General features: G+C 45.7%; 21 protein-coding genes. All 21 read left to right on the top strand.

Features of this window, described 5'->3' with window-relative positions:
* Positions 1-15: 15 nt before the first annotated feature.
* Entirely contained in the window at positions 16-1,827 is a 1,812-nt protein-coding gene (lepA, locus tag CWI78_RS07580) for a translation elongation factor 4 (RefSeq protein ID WP_126781814.1), read from the top strand.
* A 3-nt stretch (positions 1,828-1,830) separates the two neighbouring features.
* Positions 1,831-2,751: a signal peptidase I gene (gene lepB, locus CWI78_RS07575; RefSeq protein WP_126781812.1), complete on the top strand. Its 921-nt coding sequence runs from the start codon at positions 1,831-1,833 to the stop codon at positions 2,749-2,751.
* Positions 2,748-3,437: a ribonuclease III gene (gene rnc, locus CWI78_RS07570; protein WP_126781810.1), complete on the top strand. Its 690-nt coding sequence runs from the start codon at positions 2,748-2,750 to the stop codon at positions 3,435-3,437. The genes lepB and rnc overlap by 4 nt, the downstream gene beginning before the upstream one ends.
* Entirely contained in the window at positions 3,434-4,351 is a 918-nt protein-coding gene (gene era / locus CWI78_RS07565) for a GTPase Era (RefSeq protein WP_126781808.1), read from the top strand. The genes rnc and era overlap by 4 nt, the downstream gene beginning before the upstream one ends.
* A 3-nt stretch (positions 4,352-4,354) precedes the next feature.
* The gene (recO, locus tag CWI78_RS07560; RefSeq protein ID WP_126781806.1) at positions 4,355-5,059 is read left to right on the top strand and encodes a DNA repair protein RecO; all 705 of its coding nucleotides are present in this window, start codon (positions 4,355-4,357) and stop codon (positions 5,057-5,059) included.
* Between the two features lie 26 nt (positions 5,060-5,085).
* On the top strand, positions 5,086-5,814 hold the full coding sequence (pdxJ, locus tag CWI78_RS07555) for a pyridoxine 5'-phosphate synthase (RefSeq protein ID WP_126781805.1): 729 nt from the start codon (positions 5,086-5,088) through the stop codon (positions 5,812-5,814).
* Positions 5,814-6,194 carry a holo-ACP synthase gene (acpS, locus tag CWI78_RS07550; RefSeq protein ID WP_126781803.1) on the top strand — a complete coding sequence of 127 codons (381 nt, stop codon included), beginning with the start codon at positions 5,814-5,816 and terminating at the stop codon, positions 6,192-6,194. Before pdxJ ends, acpS begins: the two co-directional genes overlap by 1 nt.
* Positions 6,195-6,214: 20 nt before the next feature.
* A complete protein-coding gene (gene rlmD / locus CWI78_RS07545) occupies positions 6,215-7,576 on the top strand; it encodes a 23S rRNA (uracil(1939)-C(5))-methyltransferase RlmD (RefSeq protein WP_126781801.1) in 1,362 nt (453 codons plus the stop codon).
* 3 nt (positions 7,577-7,579) lie between these two features.
* Positions 7,580-9,769, top strand: coding sequence for a GTP diphosphokinase (relA, locus tag CWI78_RS07540; RefSeq protein WP_126781799.1), 2,190 nt, complete (start codon positions 7,580-7,582; stop codon positions 9,767-9,769).
* A gap of 48 nt (positions 9,770-9,817) precedes the next feature.
* Positions 9,818-10,582: a nucleoside triphosphate pyrophosphohydrolase gene (gene mazG / locus CWI78_RS07535; protein ID WP_208642042.1), complete on the top strand. Its 765-nt coding sequence runs from the start codon at positions 9,818-9,820 to the stop codon at positions 10,580-10,582.
* Positions 10,583-10,931: 349 nt separating this feature from the next.
* Positions 10,932-11,273 (top strand): hypothetical protein, encoded by a 342-nt coding sequence (locus tag CWI78_RS07530; protein ID WP_244213096.1) that lies wholly within the window; start codon positions 10,932-10,934, stop codon positions 11,271-11,273.
* Between the two features lie 376 nt (positions 11,274-11,649).
* Entirely contained in the window at positions 11,650-12,162 is a 513-nt protein-coding gene (locus CWI78_RS07525; RefSeq protein ID WP_126781795.1) for a hypothetical protein, read from the top strand.
* Between the two features lie 161 nt (positions 12,163-12,323).
* Entirely contained in the window at positions 12,324-12,902 is a 579-nt protein-coding gene (locus CWI78_RS07520; RefSeq protein ID WP_126781793.1) for a CAP domain-containing protein, read from the top strand.
* A 38-nt stretch (positions 12,903-12,940) separates the two neighbouring features.
* Positions 12,941-13,972 (top strand): DUF2157 domain-containing protein, encoded by a 1,032-nt coding sequence (locus CWI78_RS07515; protein WP_126781791.1) that lies wholly within the window; start codon positions 12,941-12,943, stop codon positions 13,970-13,972.
* A gap of 25 nt (positions 13,973-13,997) precedes the next feature.
* Positions 13,998-14,363, top strand: a complete 366-nt coding sequence (locus tag CWI78_RS07510) for a cupin domain-containing protein (protein WP_126782179.1) — start codon at positions 13,998-14,000, stop codon at positions 14,361-14,363.
* 26 nt (positions 14,364-14,389) lie between these two features.
* Positions 14,390-14,830 (top strand): energy transducer TonB, encoded by a 441-nt coding sequence (locus tag CWI78_RS07505; protein ID WP_126781789.1) that lies wholly within the window; start codon positions 14,390-14,392, stop codon positions 14,828-14,830.
* Between the two features lie 14 nt (positions 14,831-14,844).
* Positions 14,845-15,438: a DUF2238 domain-containing protein gene (locus tag CWI78_RS07500; RefSeq protein WP_126781787.1), complete on the top strand. Its 594-nt coding sequence runs from the start codon at positions 14,845-14,847 to the stop codon at positions 15,436-15,438.
* Between the two features lie 45 nt (positions 15,439-15,483).
* Entirely contained in the window at positions 15,484-15,687 is a 204-nt protein-coding gene (locus CWI78_RS07495) for a hypothetical protein (protein WP_126781785.1), read from the top strand.
* 12 nt (positions 15,688-15,699) lie between these two features.
* Entirely contained in the window at positions 15,700-15,933 is a 234-nt protein-coding gene (locus tag CWI78_RS07490) for a hypothetical protein (protein WP_126781783.1), read from the top strand.
* Positions 15,933-16,259, top strand: a complete 327-nt coding sequence (locus CWI78_RS07485; RefSeq protein ID WP_126781781.1) for a MazG nucleotide pyrophosphohydrolase domain-containing protein — start codon at positions 15,933-15,935, stop codon at positions 16,257-16,259. The genes CWI78_RS07490 and CWI78_RS07485 overlap by 1 nt, the downstream gene beginning before the upstream one ends.
* Positions 16,260-16,303: 44 nt before the next feature.
* A complete protein-coding gene (locus tag CWI78_RS07480) occupies positions 16,304-16,630 on the top strand; it encodes a hypothetical protein (RefSeq protein ID WP_244213095.1) in 327 nt (108 codons plus the stop codon).
* The last annotated feature ends 20 nt before the right edge of the window (positions 16,631-16,650 follow it).

Raw genomic sequence — 16,650 nt, 5'->3', positions numbered from 1 at the left:
ACAGAGGTATCATCAATGCCGAATAGGGCGTTCAAGCAAAGTAATATTCGTAACTTCTCGATCATCGCTCACATTGACCATGGTAAATCGACTTTGTCTGATCGCTTGATTCAGCATTGTGGTGGACTAACGGATCGTGAAATGGCGGAGCAAGTGCTTGATTCCATGGACTTGGAACGTGAGCGGGGTATTACGATTAAAGCGCAAAGTGTGACGCTTTATTACACGGCCAAAGACGGTGAAACCTATCAGTTGAATTTCATAGACACCCCCGGACACGTCGATTTCTCTTATGAAGTATCGCGTTCATTAGCGGGTTGTGAAGGTGCATTACTGGTTGTTGATGCGGCTCAGGGCGTTGAAGCGCAAACTTTAGCGAACTGCTATACCGCCATTGAAATGGATCTGGAAGTTGTTCCTGTTCTCAATAAAATTGATCTACCGCAGGCTGATGCCATGGGTGTGGCACAGGAAATCGAAGACATAGTGGGCATTGAAGCGGTAGATGCGGTTCAGTGCTCTGCAAAAACTGGTCTTGGTATTGACGATGTGCTTGAGCGCATTGTTCGGCAGATACCGCCGCCACAGGGCGAACCGGAAGAGCCTCTGCAGGCATTGATTATCGACTCATGGTTCGATAACTATCAGGGTGTGGTTTCTTTAGTTCGTGTGCGTAACGGTACGTTGCGCGCTGGTGAGAAAATGACGGTAATGTCTACTGGACAGTCGCATCAGATTGATAAAGTGGGGTATTTTGATCCGAAACCGCACGAGACCGGCATTTTGCATACCGGCGAGGTAGGCTATGTTATTTCGGGTATTAAAGACATTCTGGGCGCACCGGTCGGTGATACTCTAACCAACACGAAGAACCCGGCAAAAGAGCCGGTACCGGGCTTTAAAAAAGTCAAACCTCAGGTTTACGCAGGTATGTTCCCAATCAGCTCAGAGGACTATGAGTCCTTCCGGGATGCTTTGGGGAAATTGTCGTTAAACGATGCATCGCTTTTCTATGAGCCAGAAAATTCGGCGGCGCTTGGTTTTGGTTTCCGTTGTGGCTTTCTGGGTATGCTGCACATGGAAATTATTCAGGAGCGGCTGGAACGTGAATACGACATTGACTTAATTACTACCGCACCGACCGTGGTTTATGAAGTTGAAAAAACCGACGGCAGCATGGTGAAAGTAGATAATCCGGTTAACTTGCCTCCGGTCAATGATATTGAAACCATCTACGAACCCATTGTGGAAGCGAACATTCTGGTTCCGCAAGAGTTTCTGGGTAATGTCATAACCCTTTGTGTTGATAAACGGGGTGTGCAAACTGCCATGGCTTATCATGGCAAGCAAGTTGCGGTAACCTACTTGCTGCCCATGGCAGAGGTGGTTATGGACTTCTTTGACCGGTTAAAATCGACCAGTCGAGGCTACGCGTCTCTGGATTATCAGTTCAAGAAATTTGAACCTGCTGATATGGTTCGTGTCGATATATTGATTAATGGTGACCGAGTTGATGCTCTGGCAATGATCACGCACCGTGATCACGCCGAAGGGCGTGGCCGTATGCTAGTTGATAAAATGCGTGAGTTAATTCCGCGGCAAATGTTTGATATTGCCATTCAGGCGACCATTGGCAATCATGTTATTGCGCGTTCAACGGTCAAGCAGTTACGTAAAAACGTAACGGCTAAGTGCTATGGCGGTGACATTAGTCGTAAGAAAAAGCTTTTACAAAAACAAAAAGAGGGTAAAAAGCGCATGAAGAACCTGGGTAACGTTGAAGTACCTCAGGAAGCCTTCCTTGCGGTTTTAAAAGTAGGCAAATAGGAAATGGCCAATTATTTTTCAATTATTTTAACCTTTATTACTGTTATCTCCGGTCTGTTCTGGCTATACGATGCGCGCGTATTAAAACCAAAGCGTAAAGCGGTTATTGCTGAGGTTGAGAACAAAACAACCAGTGCTTTAACCGACGAACAGAGAGAGAGTCTGGCGCCTCAACCTAAGCTCATGGAGCTAAGTGAGTCGATTTTTCCAGTTATAGCCCTGGTATTGGTTGTACGTACACTGCTGTATGAGCCGTTCCAGATACCTTCGGGTTCAATGATGCCAACCTTGTTGAAAGGTGATTTTATTCTGGTAGAGAAATTTTCCTACGGCATCAAAGATCCAGTGTTTCAAGAAACTTTGGTTGAAACATCACAGCCTGAACGTGGCGATATCGCGGTTTTTAAATACCCTGAGAATCCGAATGTTGACTACATCAAACGAGTTGTAGGCTTACCTGGCGATCGAATCATTTATCGCAATAAGGCGCTCTACATTCAACCCGCTTGTGCTGCAGGTGAGCGTGACTGTGAAGAGATGAAAGTGGTTTCAACGTCTCTAAAAGAAGACGGAACGTATTTTTCCGGTTCGTCACCATTGCGTACCTACAGCGAGAAACTGGGAACGCTGACTCACGATATTCTTATTGATCCTCGCGTCGCTTCTCGCATGGCTATGTACTTTAATCAGCCTGGTACTCAGAGAGATGAATGGGTTGTGCCGGAAGGTCAGTATTTTGCAATGGGTGACAACCGTGATAACTCACGCGACAGCCGCTACTGGGGATTTGTCGATGAGGAACTGCTGGTTGGCAGAGCGGTCTTTATCTGGATGAGTTTTGAAATGGATCGCAGTCGCGATAGTTGGTTGCCGTCATGGGTTCCTACCGGAGTTCGATTTGAAAGGCTAGGGAGTATTGAGTGAGTTTACCCAAACCACCTTTAACGGAACTGGAAAAAATAGTGGGTCATAGCTTTGAGCAGCAGGATTTGTTGAGTCAGGCAATGACCCATCGTAGTGCATCGTCAACGCATAATGAACGTTTAGAGTTTCTAGGTGACTCCATTTTGGGGTTAGTTATAGCTGAAGCGTTGTATCACAAGTTTCCCAAAGTAGCTGAAGGCGACTTAAGCCGTATGCGGGCTGCGATAGTTTGCGGTCGCTCTTTGGCTAAACTGGGTAAAAAAATGGGCCTGGGGGACTTTCTGTCTTTAGGTCAGGGTGAACTCAAAAGCGGCGGTTATCGCCGCGAGTCTATTCTGGCGGATGCGGTTGAGGCTATTATTGGCGCCATATATCTGGACAGTAACATGGATACTATCCGTCAGGTCATTCTCAACTGGTTTGAATCCCAGTTAACGCAGATTGAGCCAGGAACCAGCCAGAAAGACCCGAAAACCCGTTTGCAGGAACTGCTGCAATCGCGTCAAAAGCCTTTACCAGAGTACGACGTGGTCGCGACACAAGGCCAGGCGCACAATCAACAATTTACCGTGAACTGTTCTGTAGAAGGTATTGAAGGTGCTTTTAAAGGTACCGGTACTAGTCGCCGTAAAGCCGAACAGGCAGCAGCGACGGCTGCATTAGAACATTTGCAGGAGAGCGCATGACGCTGGATATAGAACTGGACGAGAATAAACACAGCGGCTTTGTTGCTATTGTTGGTCGTCCAAACGTGGGCAAATCCACACTGATTAACCGTTTGCTGGGACAGAAAATCAGCATTACTTCGAATAAGCCTCAGACCACTCGTCACCGTATTTTAGGTGTGGATACTGACGACGGTTGTCAGGCAATTTATGTCGATACACCGGGAATGCACAAAGAAGAGCCGCGGGCTATTAATCGTGTAATGAACCAGACTGCTTCGTCTGCCTTAAAAGACGTGGATTTAGTACTGTTTGTGGTTGAAAACTTAAAGTGGCTGGAAGACGATAAAATGGTGCTGGAAAAAATCCAGCGCAGCAAGGTACCTGTGGTTTTATTGGTGAATAAAGTCGATCAGCTGAAAGACAAAGAACGTTTACTGCCACATTTGCAGTGGTTAAATGAACAGCATAAGTTTGATGCTATTTTGCCAATTTCCGCAACCCATGGCGACAATGTCGACGAGCTGAGGAAAATTGTCCGTTCGCATTTGCAGCCCGGATACCATTACTACCCTGAAGATTATGTAACCGACCGTTCGGTGCGATTTATGGCGGCTGAAATTATCCGTGAGAAGCTAATGCGCTTTACCGGAGAAGAACTGCCGTACGAAACTACCGTAGAAATTGAACAATTTGGCCAGTCTGAAAAAGGCACAACTCATATTCATGCTCTGATACTGGTCGAGCGCGAAGCGCAGAAACGTATGATCATTGGACAAGGTGGCAGCAAACTGAAAACGATAGGTACCGAAGCCCGACGAGACTTAGAAAAGTTGCTGGATAATAAAGTTATGGTGAAGCTTTGGGTGAAGGTCAAATCAGGTTGGTCGGATGACGAGCGAGCATTGAAAAGTCTGGGCTACCGGGAAGACTAAGCGGTGGCGCAGCGGGCACTGGTGTTGCATCGTTGGGACTATCAGGAAACCAGTCTGATACTGGATCTATTCACGGAAGATAATGGACGAGTTCGGGTTGTTGCGAAAGGTGCGAAACGCCCGAAAAGCCCTTGGCGCGGTCTGACTCAACCTTTTATGCCGCTGCTAACCGAATTTCAGGGGCGCAGCGACTTAAAAACCTTAACTTTGCTAGAACCACAGCAGACAACTCAAAAGCTTTTACTGCAGGGCGATAAACTTTACAGCGGCTTTTACCTCAACGAGCTGATTCAACGGCTGGTGCCGGCAGAAGCTGAAGCTCCAGATCTTTTTGAAAGCTACTTGTCCGCGTTACAGAATATGACCAACAGCGAACGCGTAGAGCCAGCTTTACGTCAGTTTGAATGGCAGTTATTACAGCATCTTGGAGCGGCGTTTGACTGGCATTATGACGCTGATACAGGCAATGCGCTGTCCGACTCGAAGTGGTGCTATTTTATTCCCGATCATGGCTTTGTGACCCAAGCCCGAGATAATCAACAACGAGCGTATTCGGTGGCGGATATTCAAAAGCTGGCTGTCTGGGATGTTGACGACGAGAGCCGTTTAAGGCTGCTAAAATATATTATGCGAGACGCCTTATCGGTTTATTTAGGTGAAAAGCCGCTGCGCAGTCGTGAACTGTTCCGTGGCGCGAAGCGTCAGTAAGCACTGAAAAGCGAAGGAGCTGAATAATGAAAGGTTTACGCCTGGGCGTTAACATTGATCACGTTGCCACATTGCGTAACGCACGCGGTGTACGTTATCCCGACCCGATAGCTGCCGCAGCTATTGCTGAACAAGCTGGTGCCGACGGCATTACCATTCATTTGCGTGAAGACCGCCGGCACATTACTGACCGCGATGTCGCGATGCTAAAGCAAACACTGAACGTGCCCATGAACCTGGAAATGGCCGTTACCGAAGAAATGCTCGACATAGCGATAAAAACGCAGCCCACCTACAGTTGTTTGGTACCGGAAAAGCGTCAGGAATTGACCACGGAAGGCGGCTTGAATGTTGTCGAACAGTTAGAAACGATTACCGATGCAACTCGTCGCTTGAGTGATGCCGGCATTCAGGTATCGCTGTTTATAGACGCCGACCATAAGCAAATAGACGCAGCTAAAAAAGCCGGCGCACCCATTGTGGAGCTGCACACGGGGCAGTACGCTGAGGCAGAAACCGAAGAGCAACGTACCGTTGAACTGGCACGCTTAATGGAAGCGTCAGAATACGCGCACTCCATTGGCTTACAGGTAAACGTTGGACACGGCCTGCATTATCACAACACATTAGAAGTTGCTGAAATTCCACAAGTTTGTGAATTGAATATTGGTCATTCGATTATTGCCCGTGCGGTATTGGTTGGCCTGGATCAGGCCGTGCGTGATATGCGTAATATTCTAGATAAGGCACGCTAATGGCAATTTGGGGCTTAGGTACTGACATTGTTGAAGTAGCCCGTATTGAACAGTCGTTATCCCGCGGTAACAGCCTTATAAAACGGGTACTGACACCGGACGAACAAAAAGAAATGGATTTATCGACTGACCCTGCGGCGTTTTTGGCAAAACGATTTGCTGCGAAAGAAGCTTGTGCCAAAGCCTTTGGTCGAGGTATTTCAGCTGGATTGTCGTTTCAACATATGCAGGTGGGTCACGATGAATATGGCAAACCTGAGTGGCATTTTACCGAAACAGCTGCACAATGGGTAAAAGAGCAGGACATAAAAAACAGTCATTTATCGATTAGTGACGAGAAGCACTACGCTGTTGCTACCGTAATTTTAGAAACCGACTAGATTAGGTTAAATTCAACCCAATGGCGCAATTTTTCAAGCCGCAGAAGCGCAACAAATCTGTGAGTAAAATCTTAACCGGGCAAGTGTCGGCACTCGACCACCAGGCGCGGGCTGTTGTTCGTGCCGCAGTTAAAGGCCAGCCCACCCGGTTTATTATGGGCGCTTTGCCCGGTGAAGTGATTCAGTATAAAACGGCCGGTAAACACAGCGGTACGCTAGAGCGTATATTGAAGCCCAGTACTGAACGTCGCGAAACGCCTTGCCCATATTACTCTAAATGTGGAGGCTGTGATTTTCAGCACATCAACGAGCAGAAGCAATTGGCTCATAAGCGGCAAGTTGTGGAAGAGTTGTTCCAGAAGTTTGGTGTATTTAATCCGGAAACCAGCAGCCTGCCGTGGCAGGAGCCGTTGGTTAGTGAGCCTACTCGCTACCGCCGCAGAGTCAGGCTGGCAACACGTTGGCTGGGCAAAGAACAAAGATTGCTGATTGGTTTTAGGGAAGCGCAAAGCCATAACATTGTCGCAATACAAGACTGCTTAGTGGCAGATGAGGTTCTGCTGCAACGCGTAAATGCCTTGTACCCGTTGTTAAATACAGCCGCGGTTGCCAGCAAGTTGGGTCATATTGAAGCCATTAATACCAACACGCCTATTATTTTGCTTCGCATAACCGAAGCCTTGCCGAGCGAAGCCATGCAGGCATTGCAGGAGTGGCAAACGGCTAACAAAACCGATATTTGGTTACAGAGCGAAGCCGACCTGCAACCTATAGCTGATGCCACAATGCCTTTTGATACGAGCATCGATGGTGACAAACTTTATTTTCAGCCCGGTGATTTTTTACAAGTTAACGGCGGTATTAACCAGCGCATGGTGCAGCAGGCCATGGACTGGCTGAAACCGGAGAAAACAAAGCGGGTATATGACTTTTTTGCCGGTATCGGTAATTTTAGTCTTCCGCTAGCGCGCCGGGCAAAGTCGGTACTGGCGGTGGAAGGCGTTTATCGCATGGCTGAACAAACGCGAATTAACGCTGAAAGCAATAGCATGGACAACCTCAATTCTCTCAGCGCTGACTTGAATAAAATTGCCGCCTCGGACTTACGTGAATGGGAAGAAGCAGCCGATTTATGGTGTCTGGATCCGGCACGTCCTGGAGCAGAAGGTGTGGTGAAATTGCTGCATAAACTAAAACCTGAGCATCGGCCGGAACGAATTTTGTATGTTTCTTGCGCACCCGATACGCTAGCGCGTGATCTTGCAGGAATGACCACCGAAAGTAAGGGGTGCAACTATCGCATAATTGGTCTGAGTACAGTTGACATGTTTCCACAAACGCATCACATTGAAACCATGGTTTGTCTGGAGCGAGTGTCGTAAGTCATGGTCCATGTACGCAGTACCCACGTGGATGATCCCAAATACAAAGACAGTGAACAGCATTGGCTGAACGCTGTGAGTGATCCTGAACCTCTAGAAAGCACCTTGCAGCAGTTGAAACAGCAGTTTCCTGAAGAAGTCGAAGCTCTGCTAAAAGGCCAGGAAATGGTGGAAATTCTGGCGCCACTGAAACTGGATGCGGAATCCTTGCTAGCGGCTCTGTATGTACCTTTGCTGGAAGCAGGCAAACTTGATTTAGACAAACTGAAAGGCAAACAATCGAAAGCCCTGATTGTGTTGTTGCGTAATGTGCAGCAAATGCAGAGCATTGGCGACTTACAGCATTTCCAACACGGCCAGCCCGACGGTGGCCAGATCGATAACGTGCGGCGCATGCTGCTGTCTATGGTAGAAGACGTACGTGCCGTGCTGATAAAACTGGCCGAACGCATCTGTTATCTGCGGGAAGTGAAAAAAGCCGACGAGGAAACCCGGGTACTAGCCGCCAAAGAATGTGCTGAAATTTACGCTCCGTTGGCCAACCGCTTAGGTATAGGGCAACTGAAATGGGAGCTGGAAGACATTTCTTTTCGTTATCTGCATCCCAATACCTATAAAACCATTGCTAAACATTTGCATGAACGCCGGACTGATCGCGAGCATTACATTGAAAGCTTCGTGTCTAATCTGCAAGAATCTTTAAAGCAGCAAGGTATTGTGGCCGATGTGTACGGCCGACCCAAACACATTTATTCCATTTGGCGCAAAATGCAGAAAAAACATCTGCAGTTTGATCAACTGTTCGATATTCGCGCCGTTCGTATTCTGACTCATAACCTGAAAGATTGTTACGCCGCGCTGGGTGTGGTGCATTCCAGTTGGCGGCATATTGCGTCCGAGTTTGATGACTACGTGGCAACGCCAAAACCGAACGGCTACCAGTCGATTCACACCGTGGTTATAGGCCCTGAGCATAAAAACGTTGAAATTCAGATACGCTCGCACGATATGCATGATGACGCCGAACTCGGTGTGGCCGCACACTGGATGTATAAAGAAGGCGCATCGGCCGGTAAGCGTCATGGTTTTGAGGACAAAATTGCGTGGCTGCGTAAGCTATTGGCCTGGCACGAAGACATGGCCGGTAGCGAAACTCTGGTAGACGAAATTCGTTCGCAGGTGTTTGAAGATCGTGTTTACGTCTTTACGCCTAAAGGCGAAGTGGTGGATTTGCCTATGGGGTCAACCCCGCTCGACTTTGCTTATTACATACACAGTCAGGTAGGCCACAAGTGTATTGGGGCTAAGATTGATGGACGGATTGTGCCTTTTACCTACCAGTTACAAAACGGTGATCGGGTTGAAATTCTGACCCAGAAAAATGCTCAGCCACGGCGTGACTGGCTGAATCCTCAATTGGGCTATCTGCACTCTTCGCGGGCACGGGCCAAGGTTCATACCTATTTCAAGAAAGAAGACAGAGAAAAGAACCTGCTGGCTGGTAAAGAACTGTTAGAAAATGAACTGCAGAAGCATCAGTTGCATGTACAGGACGCCAGCAAAGCGGTGGAGCGTTTTAACGTACCGACACTGGATGATTTGTTAGCCGCCATTGGCGCCGGGGACGTGCGGTTGCATCAGGTGGTGAACTTCCTGAAACCGCAGGAAACCGACGTTGAGAAGGTTGAACGTTTAACCAAACGTCGTAAAGCTAAACAGGCACCGAAAACGCCGAAGTCAGATGTCACTGTAGAAGGTATCGGTAATCTGATGATGCATTTTGCTAACTGTTGTGAGCCATTACCGGGTGAGTCTATTACCGGATTTATTACTCAGGGGCGGGGCGTTTCCGTCCACCACAGCCACTGTGATCAGTTGAAGCATTTATTGCATGAACACCCCGAACGCGGTATTGACGTGTCCTGGTCAGGACATTCCAAACAGGAATATCGGGCCAGCCTGCGTGTCTCAGCGTTAGACCGTAACGGTTTGCTGCATGATATTACCAGCGTGCTATCGAATGAGAAGGCTGCTGTAGCGCAAATGGACAGTGAAAGCGATGCGCAGTCACAGTCAGCTACTGTGGTGTTAACCCTGACCGTAAAAGACAGCGAGGCGCTCAGTCGCATTATGGACAGACTACGTCAGGTGCATGGGGTTGAGCAAATTCAGCGCATTACTTTAAACCATTAGCCATTTAAACCATTAGTTTAATTGAACAGAGGTACCTCAGTGAAAGGAATGTTACAACTGCAACAAGTTATGACTCAGCTACGCGATCCGGAAGGCGGCTGTCCCTGGGACTTAAAGCAGAACATGACCTCGTTAATTCCTTACACCATAGAGGAAACCTACGAAGTGGTGGATGCCATTCAGTCGGGTAATTGGCAGTCGATAAAAGACGAACTGGGGGACTTAATGTTTCAGATCGTATTTTATGCCCAGTTAGCACGCGAGGAACAGCAGTTTGAGCTCGACGACATAGCTGCCCACACCGCCGAAAAGCTGATAAGCCGTCACCCGCATGTATTTGGTAGCGAAGCCGAGCGCAACTTGTCTGATGCTGAAATTAAAACCCAGTGGGAAAAGATAAAGCAGCAGGAACGTACTAAGAAAGATGCACAAGGCTCTGTGTTTGACGATATACCGAGCCAACTTCCCAGCGTTTTAAAAGCCGCCAAACTGCAAAAGCGCGCCGCGTCTGTCGGTTTCGACTGGACTGAGGCCGAACCGGTTTACGCCAAAGTAGACGAGGAAATTCAGGAAGTAAAAGAAGCGAAAGACCAAGACCATATTGAAGAGGAAATTGGGGACCTGCTGTTCGCCGTCGTCAACCTGGCCCGCCACAAACAAGTTAATCCAGAAGCTGCGCTGCAACGCGCCAACGAAAAATTCAGAACCCGATTTCAACACATAGAGCAAAGCCTGAGTCAGCAGGGTAAACACCCCAACGACTGCAGTCTGGAAGAGTTAGAAGCTCTCTGGCAGGTTGCCAAAAAAGAGTAGTGACGAATTCTCAGGACGTAGCCTGACGTTCCATGTCAGGTGCATCTATAATTAACTTTTGCGTTTCAAGTTCCACTTCTTTATAGTTGTTAACATATTATAAACATCCAGACTGAATACCAAGTATAGTTTTGTGCTCAATGTATAAATATTGTGCACCCAATTTCCTCGGTGCTCATTAGTTAATATAGGGATATATTTTGAAAAAATTAGTGTTACTTCTATCGTTAATATCCATTTCTGCGGGAGCCGACGAACTTGGGGCTGACAAGCAATATTCTGTTGGTGTTGGTGTCGGAGCTGCTTATAGTGGACTAGGTGCAAATATTGCTCTTGTGTCGAAAATGATATGAAATACCTATCAGCAGGCTGTGTTGAATACAGTTCAAACTATGGTTCCACTTGCGGCTTTGGTGCTGGTTGGATCGTCACCGATCTTTTTAATTCTGACTCAAATAAACACGGCTTAGGTCTTTATGTAACCAAAGCTGGTCATGAAACTAACGCTAGGGTAGAGAACGGAAATTTGAATGTTTATGAAAATGAATATTACGGTGCAGGTGTTAGTTATACTTATTTTATGAATGGAATAGATAAGTCGGGCTTTACTTTCGGTGTTTCTGCGCACGCGACAAACTCGGATTACGATGGATCAGTCAATGGCTTTCTACAGGTTGGCTATCAGTTCTAGCAAGTCGATGGTAATCAGGACTTTGGTTCTTATTGCGTTTTTAGGTTAAAAAAGAAAAGGATTATAGATGATGTTCCGCGTTATTCGGACTCTATAATTCTTTGACTTTTCTCGCTGTCCCCAACAAACATCTCTGATTCCTTTATTAACCCTTCTTAATAGTATGAATTCTAATCCCACTTTGAAACTTTATGGTTCTATCAAGGTCAGTTATTTGTCGGTATTACTTTTTTTCAACAAAGTAATCTGTAATTTAACAATTAATTTTATCTATTTAGGGCTCATAGTGAATAAACTAAAATTTTTTCTGTTAGCCAGTGCGCTAATTCTGATTGTGTCATGCAGTAATATTCCACTCACTACCATGATGAAACTAATGAATCTAAACCCATTAGAGACGGATCCGAAACAGTTGGTTGTTGCTGTGAAGACTCCAGAAGGGGTTGATGTACGAGATGGCGATGTCGTTATTGATTTTAGTTTTCGTACCGACGACCCTGACGTTAGTTTTAACCATAATTTTCCTGTAATAACGAATGATGACTACGTTATCCCCGATAGCTTAAAAGAAAATATTGAGGACAAAGAAAAGGTAACCATCATGCAGCTGTCAAAACAAGACGCGCTGACAATGTACGAAGGACAGCAAGCAGTCAAAGAGTATCGGCGTAAGCATGAAGAAGGAGGAGCCGGCAGCATGAACGTTAGGCTGGTTTCTGCTTGTCGCGGGGACAATTTCTTGTCGAGTAATTCGGAGTTGAACGTTTATTTAAAAACCCAAGACGACGAGAACTTTTTCTTGTTCCTTGAGGATATGGATATCACAGAGTTAGATGGCGACATCCAGCGTAATATTAATGCCATCCCTGATTGTGGGGAAGCGGGGTAAATATTGCTGATTGCAAGGTCGGTTGAGTGAGTTATTTTACCGCCTTCCTTCACAAGTCCGATATTTGCTTTTTTAAATCAACCTCTTTAGTATCAGTAACATACTGTAAACATCATGACTAAATACTAAGTATAGTCAGTGAGTAAATGAGAGTGGCTGTTATGAGCTCAATGTTGAGGGTGTATTTAGTTATTATGTTACTTACCTCTCCTGTTTTTGCCGGAGAGTTAGATGACTGCGGAAACAGTGAAGAAGCTCGTTTGTTAGTTGAATTGATAAGAGCAGATAAAGAGCAAAATCGTACGGATATTCGATGTAATAGAATGCTAACGGTTGCCGCAGAAGCTAAAGCCAAGAAAATGGCAGAGTTTGGCCTCGTCGTTCATAATTTGGGAGGGAGTCCAAACACTCGTTTGAAGGAACTTGGCTACAAACTTCCCAAGGATTACGGCTGGCAATTTAATAGTAACCAAGTTGAAGCTATTGCAGGGGGATACCCAAATGCAAAGTCTGTTTGGCGCGTGCTGAAACGCTCCGATGCTCATAGAGCTCATTTACTCGGTGAACTTGAGTTTTATATGGAGCAAGATGAAATTGGTGCTGCTTTTGTAAAAAAATGGGAATCACCTCACATAGAATACTGGGTAGTTTACTTAACAAAAGGTTATGAAAAGAATCAATCTTACTCTGAAAAGTTTAAGGACATACTTAATAAAGCGTCATTTTCTTTAAAAAAGTAAACCAAATTAAGTGCATAGCGCCTTCTTAAAGAGCCAATATGAATATTACAAGAAAGAGCTTAAGTCAGGCTGTAGACAAAAATATCCTTTCTTCTTCGCAGGCTGAAGAACTTTTTCAGTTCCTGAAGGCAGAATCGCAAGGCCAGCCACAGTTTAGGTTCAACCATGTGCTGTATTACCTGGGCGGGCTTATTGCTATTGGCGCGATGACACTGTTCATGAATCTGGGTTGGGAGTCGTTGGACGGTGCAGGCATCGTTTTAATATCGCTCGTCTACGCTGCTATTGGCTTAAAACTAACCCATGTTTTTTCTAGCAAAAGCCTATCTATTCCCGCAGGTATCTGCGCTACCTTTGTGGTCTGTTTAACGCCGTTGGCAATGTATGGACTCCAACAATGGCTGGGTGTGTGGCCGGATGAAACTGTCTATCGTGAGTATCACCGATACATAAAGTGGCACTGGATATACATGGAGTTAGGCACCTTGGCTGTCGGTGTCATTGTAGCCTGGAAATATAAGTATCCGTTTTTAGTCATGCCCATAGCTGTGACGCTTTGGTATATGACGATGGATATTACCGTCATGATTGCTGGCGGTGACCTCAGTTGGGAATTAAGAAAGCTTGTGTCGCTTTACACTGGGCTACTAATGATAGGTCTCGCATTCTGGGTGGACATCCGTTCGCGCGACACTGCCGATTACGCCTTCTGGATTTATATCTTCGGTGCTCTGGTATTCTGGAGTGGCCTGTCATTTAGGGACTCTGATAGTGAAATATCAAACTTTGTCTATTTCTGCATTAATCTTGTAATGATAGGTGTGGGAACGTTACTGGCTCGCCGAGTATTTGCGGTTTTTGGGGCGCTTGGAGTTTGCGGATATCTTAGCTACTTGGCTTATGATGTCTTCACTGACAGCTGGCTTTTTCCCGTTGCACTGACAATTATTGGCTTGGGAATTGTTTATTTAGCCGTTCTTTGGCAAAAGCATGAACAAGCGATTACCCAAAAGTCACGTGCCTGGCTTCCGATAGCACTCAGAGAGTTGTTGGAGTCAAGGTCGTTATAATATGAAAGACAGAGTAGATGAGCCAATGGAGCGAGACATCGTTAACTTTGCAGAAAAGTTTAGTAAGTTTACCGAACACTGGTCTCCCCGGGTGGTTGCCGAAATGAATGACTATCAGTTTAAGGTGGTTAAAATTCAAGGTGATTTTGTATGGCATGACCACAAAGATACTGACGAAGTTTTTCTGGTGTTGAAAGGGAGCATGGGAATTGAGCTGAGAGATGGCACTGTGCAACTAGTGGAAGGCGAGATGTATGTTGTGCCTAAAGGGGTAGAACATAAACCTTTTGCAGAGCGGGAGTGCCAGGTGCTTCTTATTGAGCCACGCGGCGTAGTTAATACCGGCGAGTCTGGTAGTGAGCTAAAAGCCGAAAACGACGTCTGGGTGTAATCGTTTTTTAATGAACAGGGGATGTTATGAAATACCTTACTATAGCAATAGTTCTCTTATTATCGCCTTTGGTAGCTGCTCAAGGGAAAAACATTGGTACAGTACATTTAACTCATGTTTCTCCGTCCGAGGATAATGCTGTCTGGTTACGAGAAAATCAAATTACACCAATGTATCCGATGGAATTAGCTAGAAATGGAATTGCCGGTTGTGGTGTCTTCAAGGTCATTGTTGATGAATCTAGTAAAACGGAAGAAGTGACTCTTGTCAGCTCAGTACCGCAAGAAGTAATAGTTAAACTGGCTTCAAAAGTCATAGAAAGTTGGGATTGGAAGGTTGCAGAAGGGCATACCGCGAAAAGAGAAGAAAAAACCATTAGATTAGACTTTTGTATGGTAGCGAATTCTTCAGATGAGGAGGCCAAGCGTCAGTGCGTGGCTCAGTCGAAATTAGTTTGTGAGATATAAGCGAGGAGAATCCCATCAAATACCTTTGGATACTTATTTTCATTGCTGTTTTAGTCTGGTCGGGGATTAACCCAAAAGATCAGTTCACCTGGTTCCTCGAGGTAGCGCCGGCCATTATCGGAGCCATATTAATTGCGGCTACCTACAACTCATTCCGGCTCACACCGCTGCTATACGGTTTTATACTAGCGCACTGTGTGGTTCTAATGGTGGGTGGGCACTACACTTATGCTGAAGTTCCGTTCTTTGATGGACTATTTGGTGCAGAGCGAAATAATTACGACAAGCTGGGGCATTTTTTCCAGGGATTTGTACCCGCCTTATTGGCTCGTGAGATTTTAATCCGTAAAAATGTAGTGAATGGTGCAGTTTGGCGAAACATTATTATTGTTTCAATTTGCTTAGCCTTTAGCGCTTTCTACGAGCTACTGGAGTGGTGGGTCGCATTGGCTTCAGGAGAGAGTGCCGAAGCTTTCTTGGGTACTCAAGGCTACGCCTGGGACACTCAGTCAGACATGGGGTTCGCTTTATTGGGGGCAATATTTTCATTAATAACATTGTCATCTTCACATGACAAACAACTCTCAAAAGTTAACAGTTTAAAGTAATTAGTTGGCTAACATGATGCTATTTTTTAAGGAGTTAAATTGAATATGAGTGTGACCTATCTTTCAATGTATGTCGTTTTTATCCTTGTTCCTTTATTTGCAATTTTAAGCTATTACTTAGGGAAACGTAAAACCCAAACACCTAAGCTAGCAACCTTAATTGGTTTTATTTTAGCTTTTATCCCACCATTGGCGTTAATCTATATAGCGGTGCTAGTTATTAAAGATGACGTTCAGGTAACAGAGTAAAAAGGCTTTTATATGAATAAAATTTTATTGCTTATCGGCGGTTTGTTTTTATCTGGGTGCACAAGCTCAGATATGCTTTACTACTTAACTCATCCTACCGACTCGTCCAATAAACCGTCTAGTGCGGCCATCTATACTGGAGCGGCCCTTATTTTAGGGGAAGTAAAAGAAGAGTGCAGTTATGGTCACCCGGAAGATCAAATTAACTGTAAAAAAGAAAAGGAAGCTAGAGAGCGTAAGGACTAATGCCAACATTAAAGAAACAGCCTACACTAGCCGATTTCCAGAAGTATGTTACAGAAATTGAGGAAGAAAGAGGCTTCTCAGAACAAACCGTCAAAGACAAGTGTTTATTGCTCGGTGAGGAAGTTGGAGAGCTGTTTAAGGCGGTTAGAAAAGTTGAGGGCCTTGCAATAGATCATCAATCTGAAATTGGTGAAGTGAATGACGAGCTGGCGGATGTTTTCATTTACTTATGCGCCATTGCGAGTCGCTACAACATTGACCTTGAGCGGGCTTTTTTAGCGAAAGAAGAGAAAAATAAGCAGCGAACTTGGCGAGAAAGTAAGTAGTTCTGGGCTAGCGTTTCTCACCTAAGTTCGATAAGGTAGCTGGCATGAAAATATCATGGTTACTGATTACTGTCGTACTCATACACAGCTTTTTCACCTGTGCCACCGCTGCTGGTCATGTGGAAGATGCAAGCCACAGCAGTGTCGATATCGTATTTGATGCAAACCATGATTTAGAACACACCTCTGAACCTTCGTCCTTAGACTCTGATTTGGGTCATGATCATCAATTTCATGCGCACGTTAGCTGCATTACCGGTTACGGTATCGGTGTGTCTGCATGTCCTGTTATTACTGATGCACAGTCAATCGCGGCTGTTTTCGGTAAAGGTTTAGCTCACCAACCCCCGGTTCCCCCACCAAACGCTTAATCTTCAACTTTTACTGTCAT

The sequence above is a fragment of the Idiomarina ramblicola genome, from assembly GCF_003987255.1.
Taxonomy (GTDB): Bacteria; Pseudomonadota; Gammaproteobacteria; order Enterobacterales; family Alteromonadaceae; genus Idiomarina; species Idiomarina ramblicola.
Note: the sequence above shows the minus strand (reverse complement) of the source record. Positions and strands in the feature narration are given on the sequence as shown.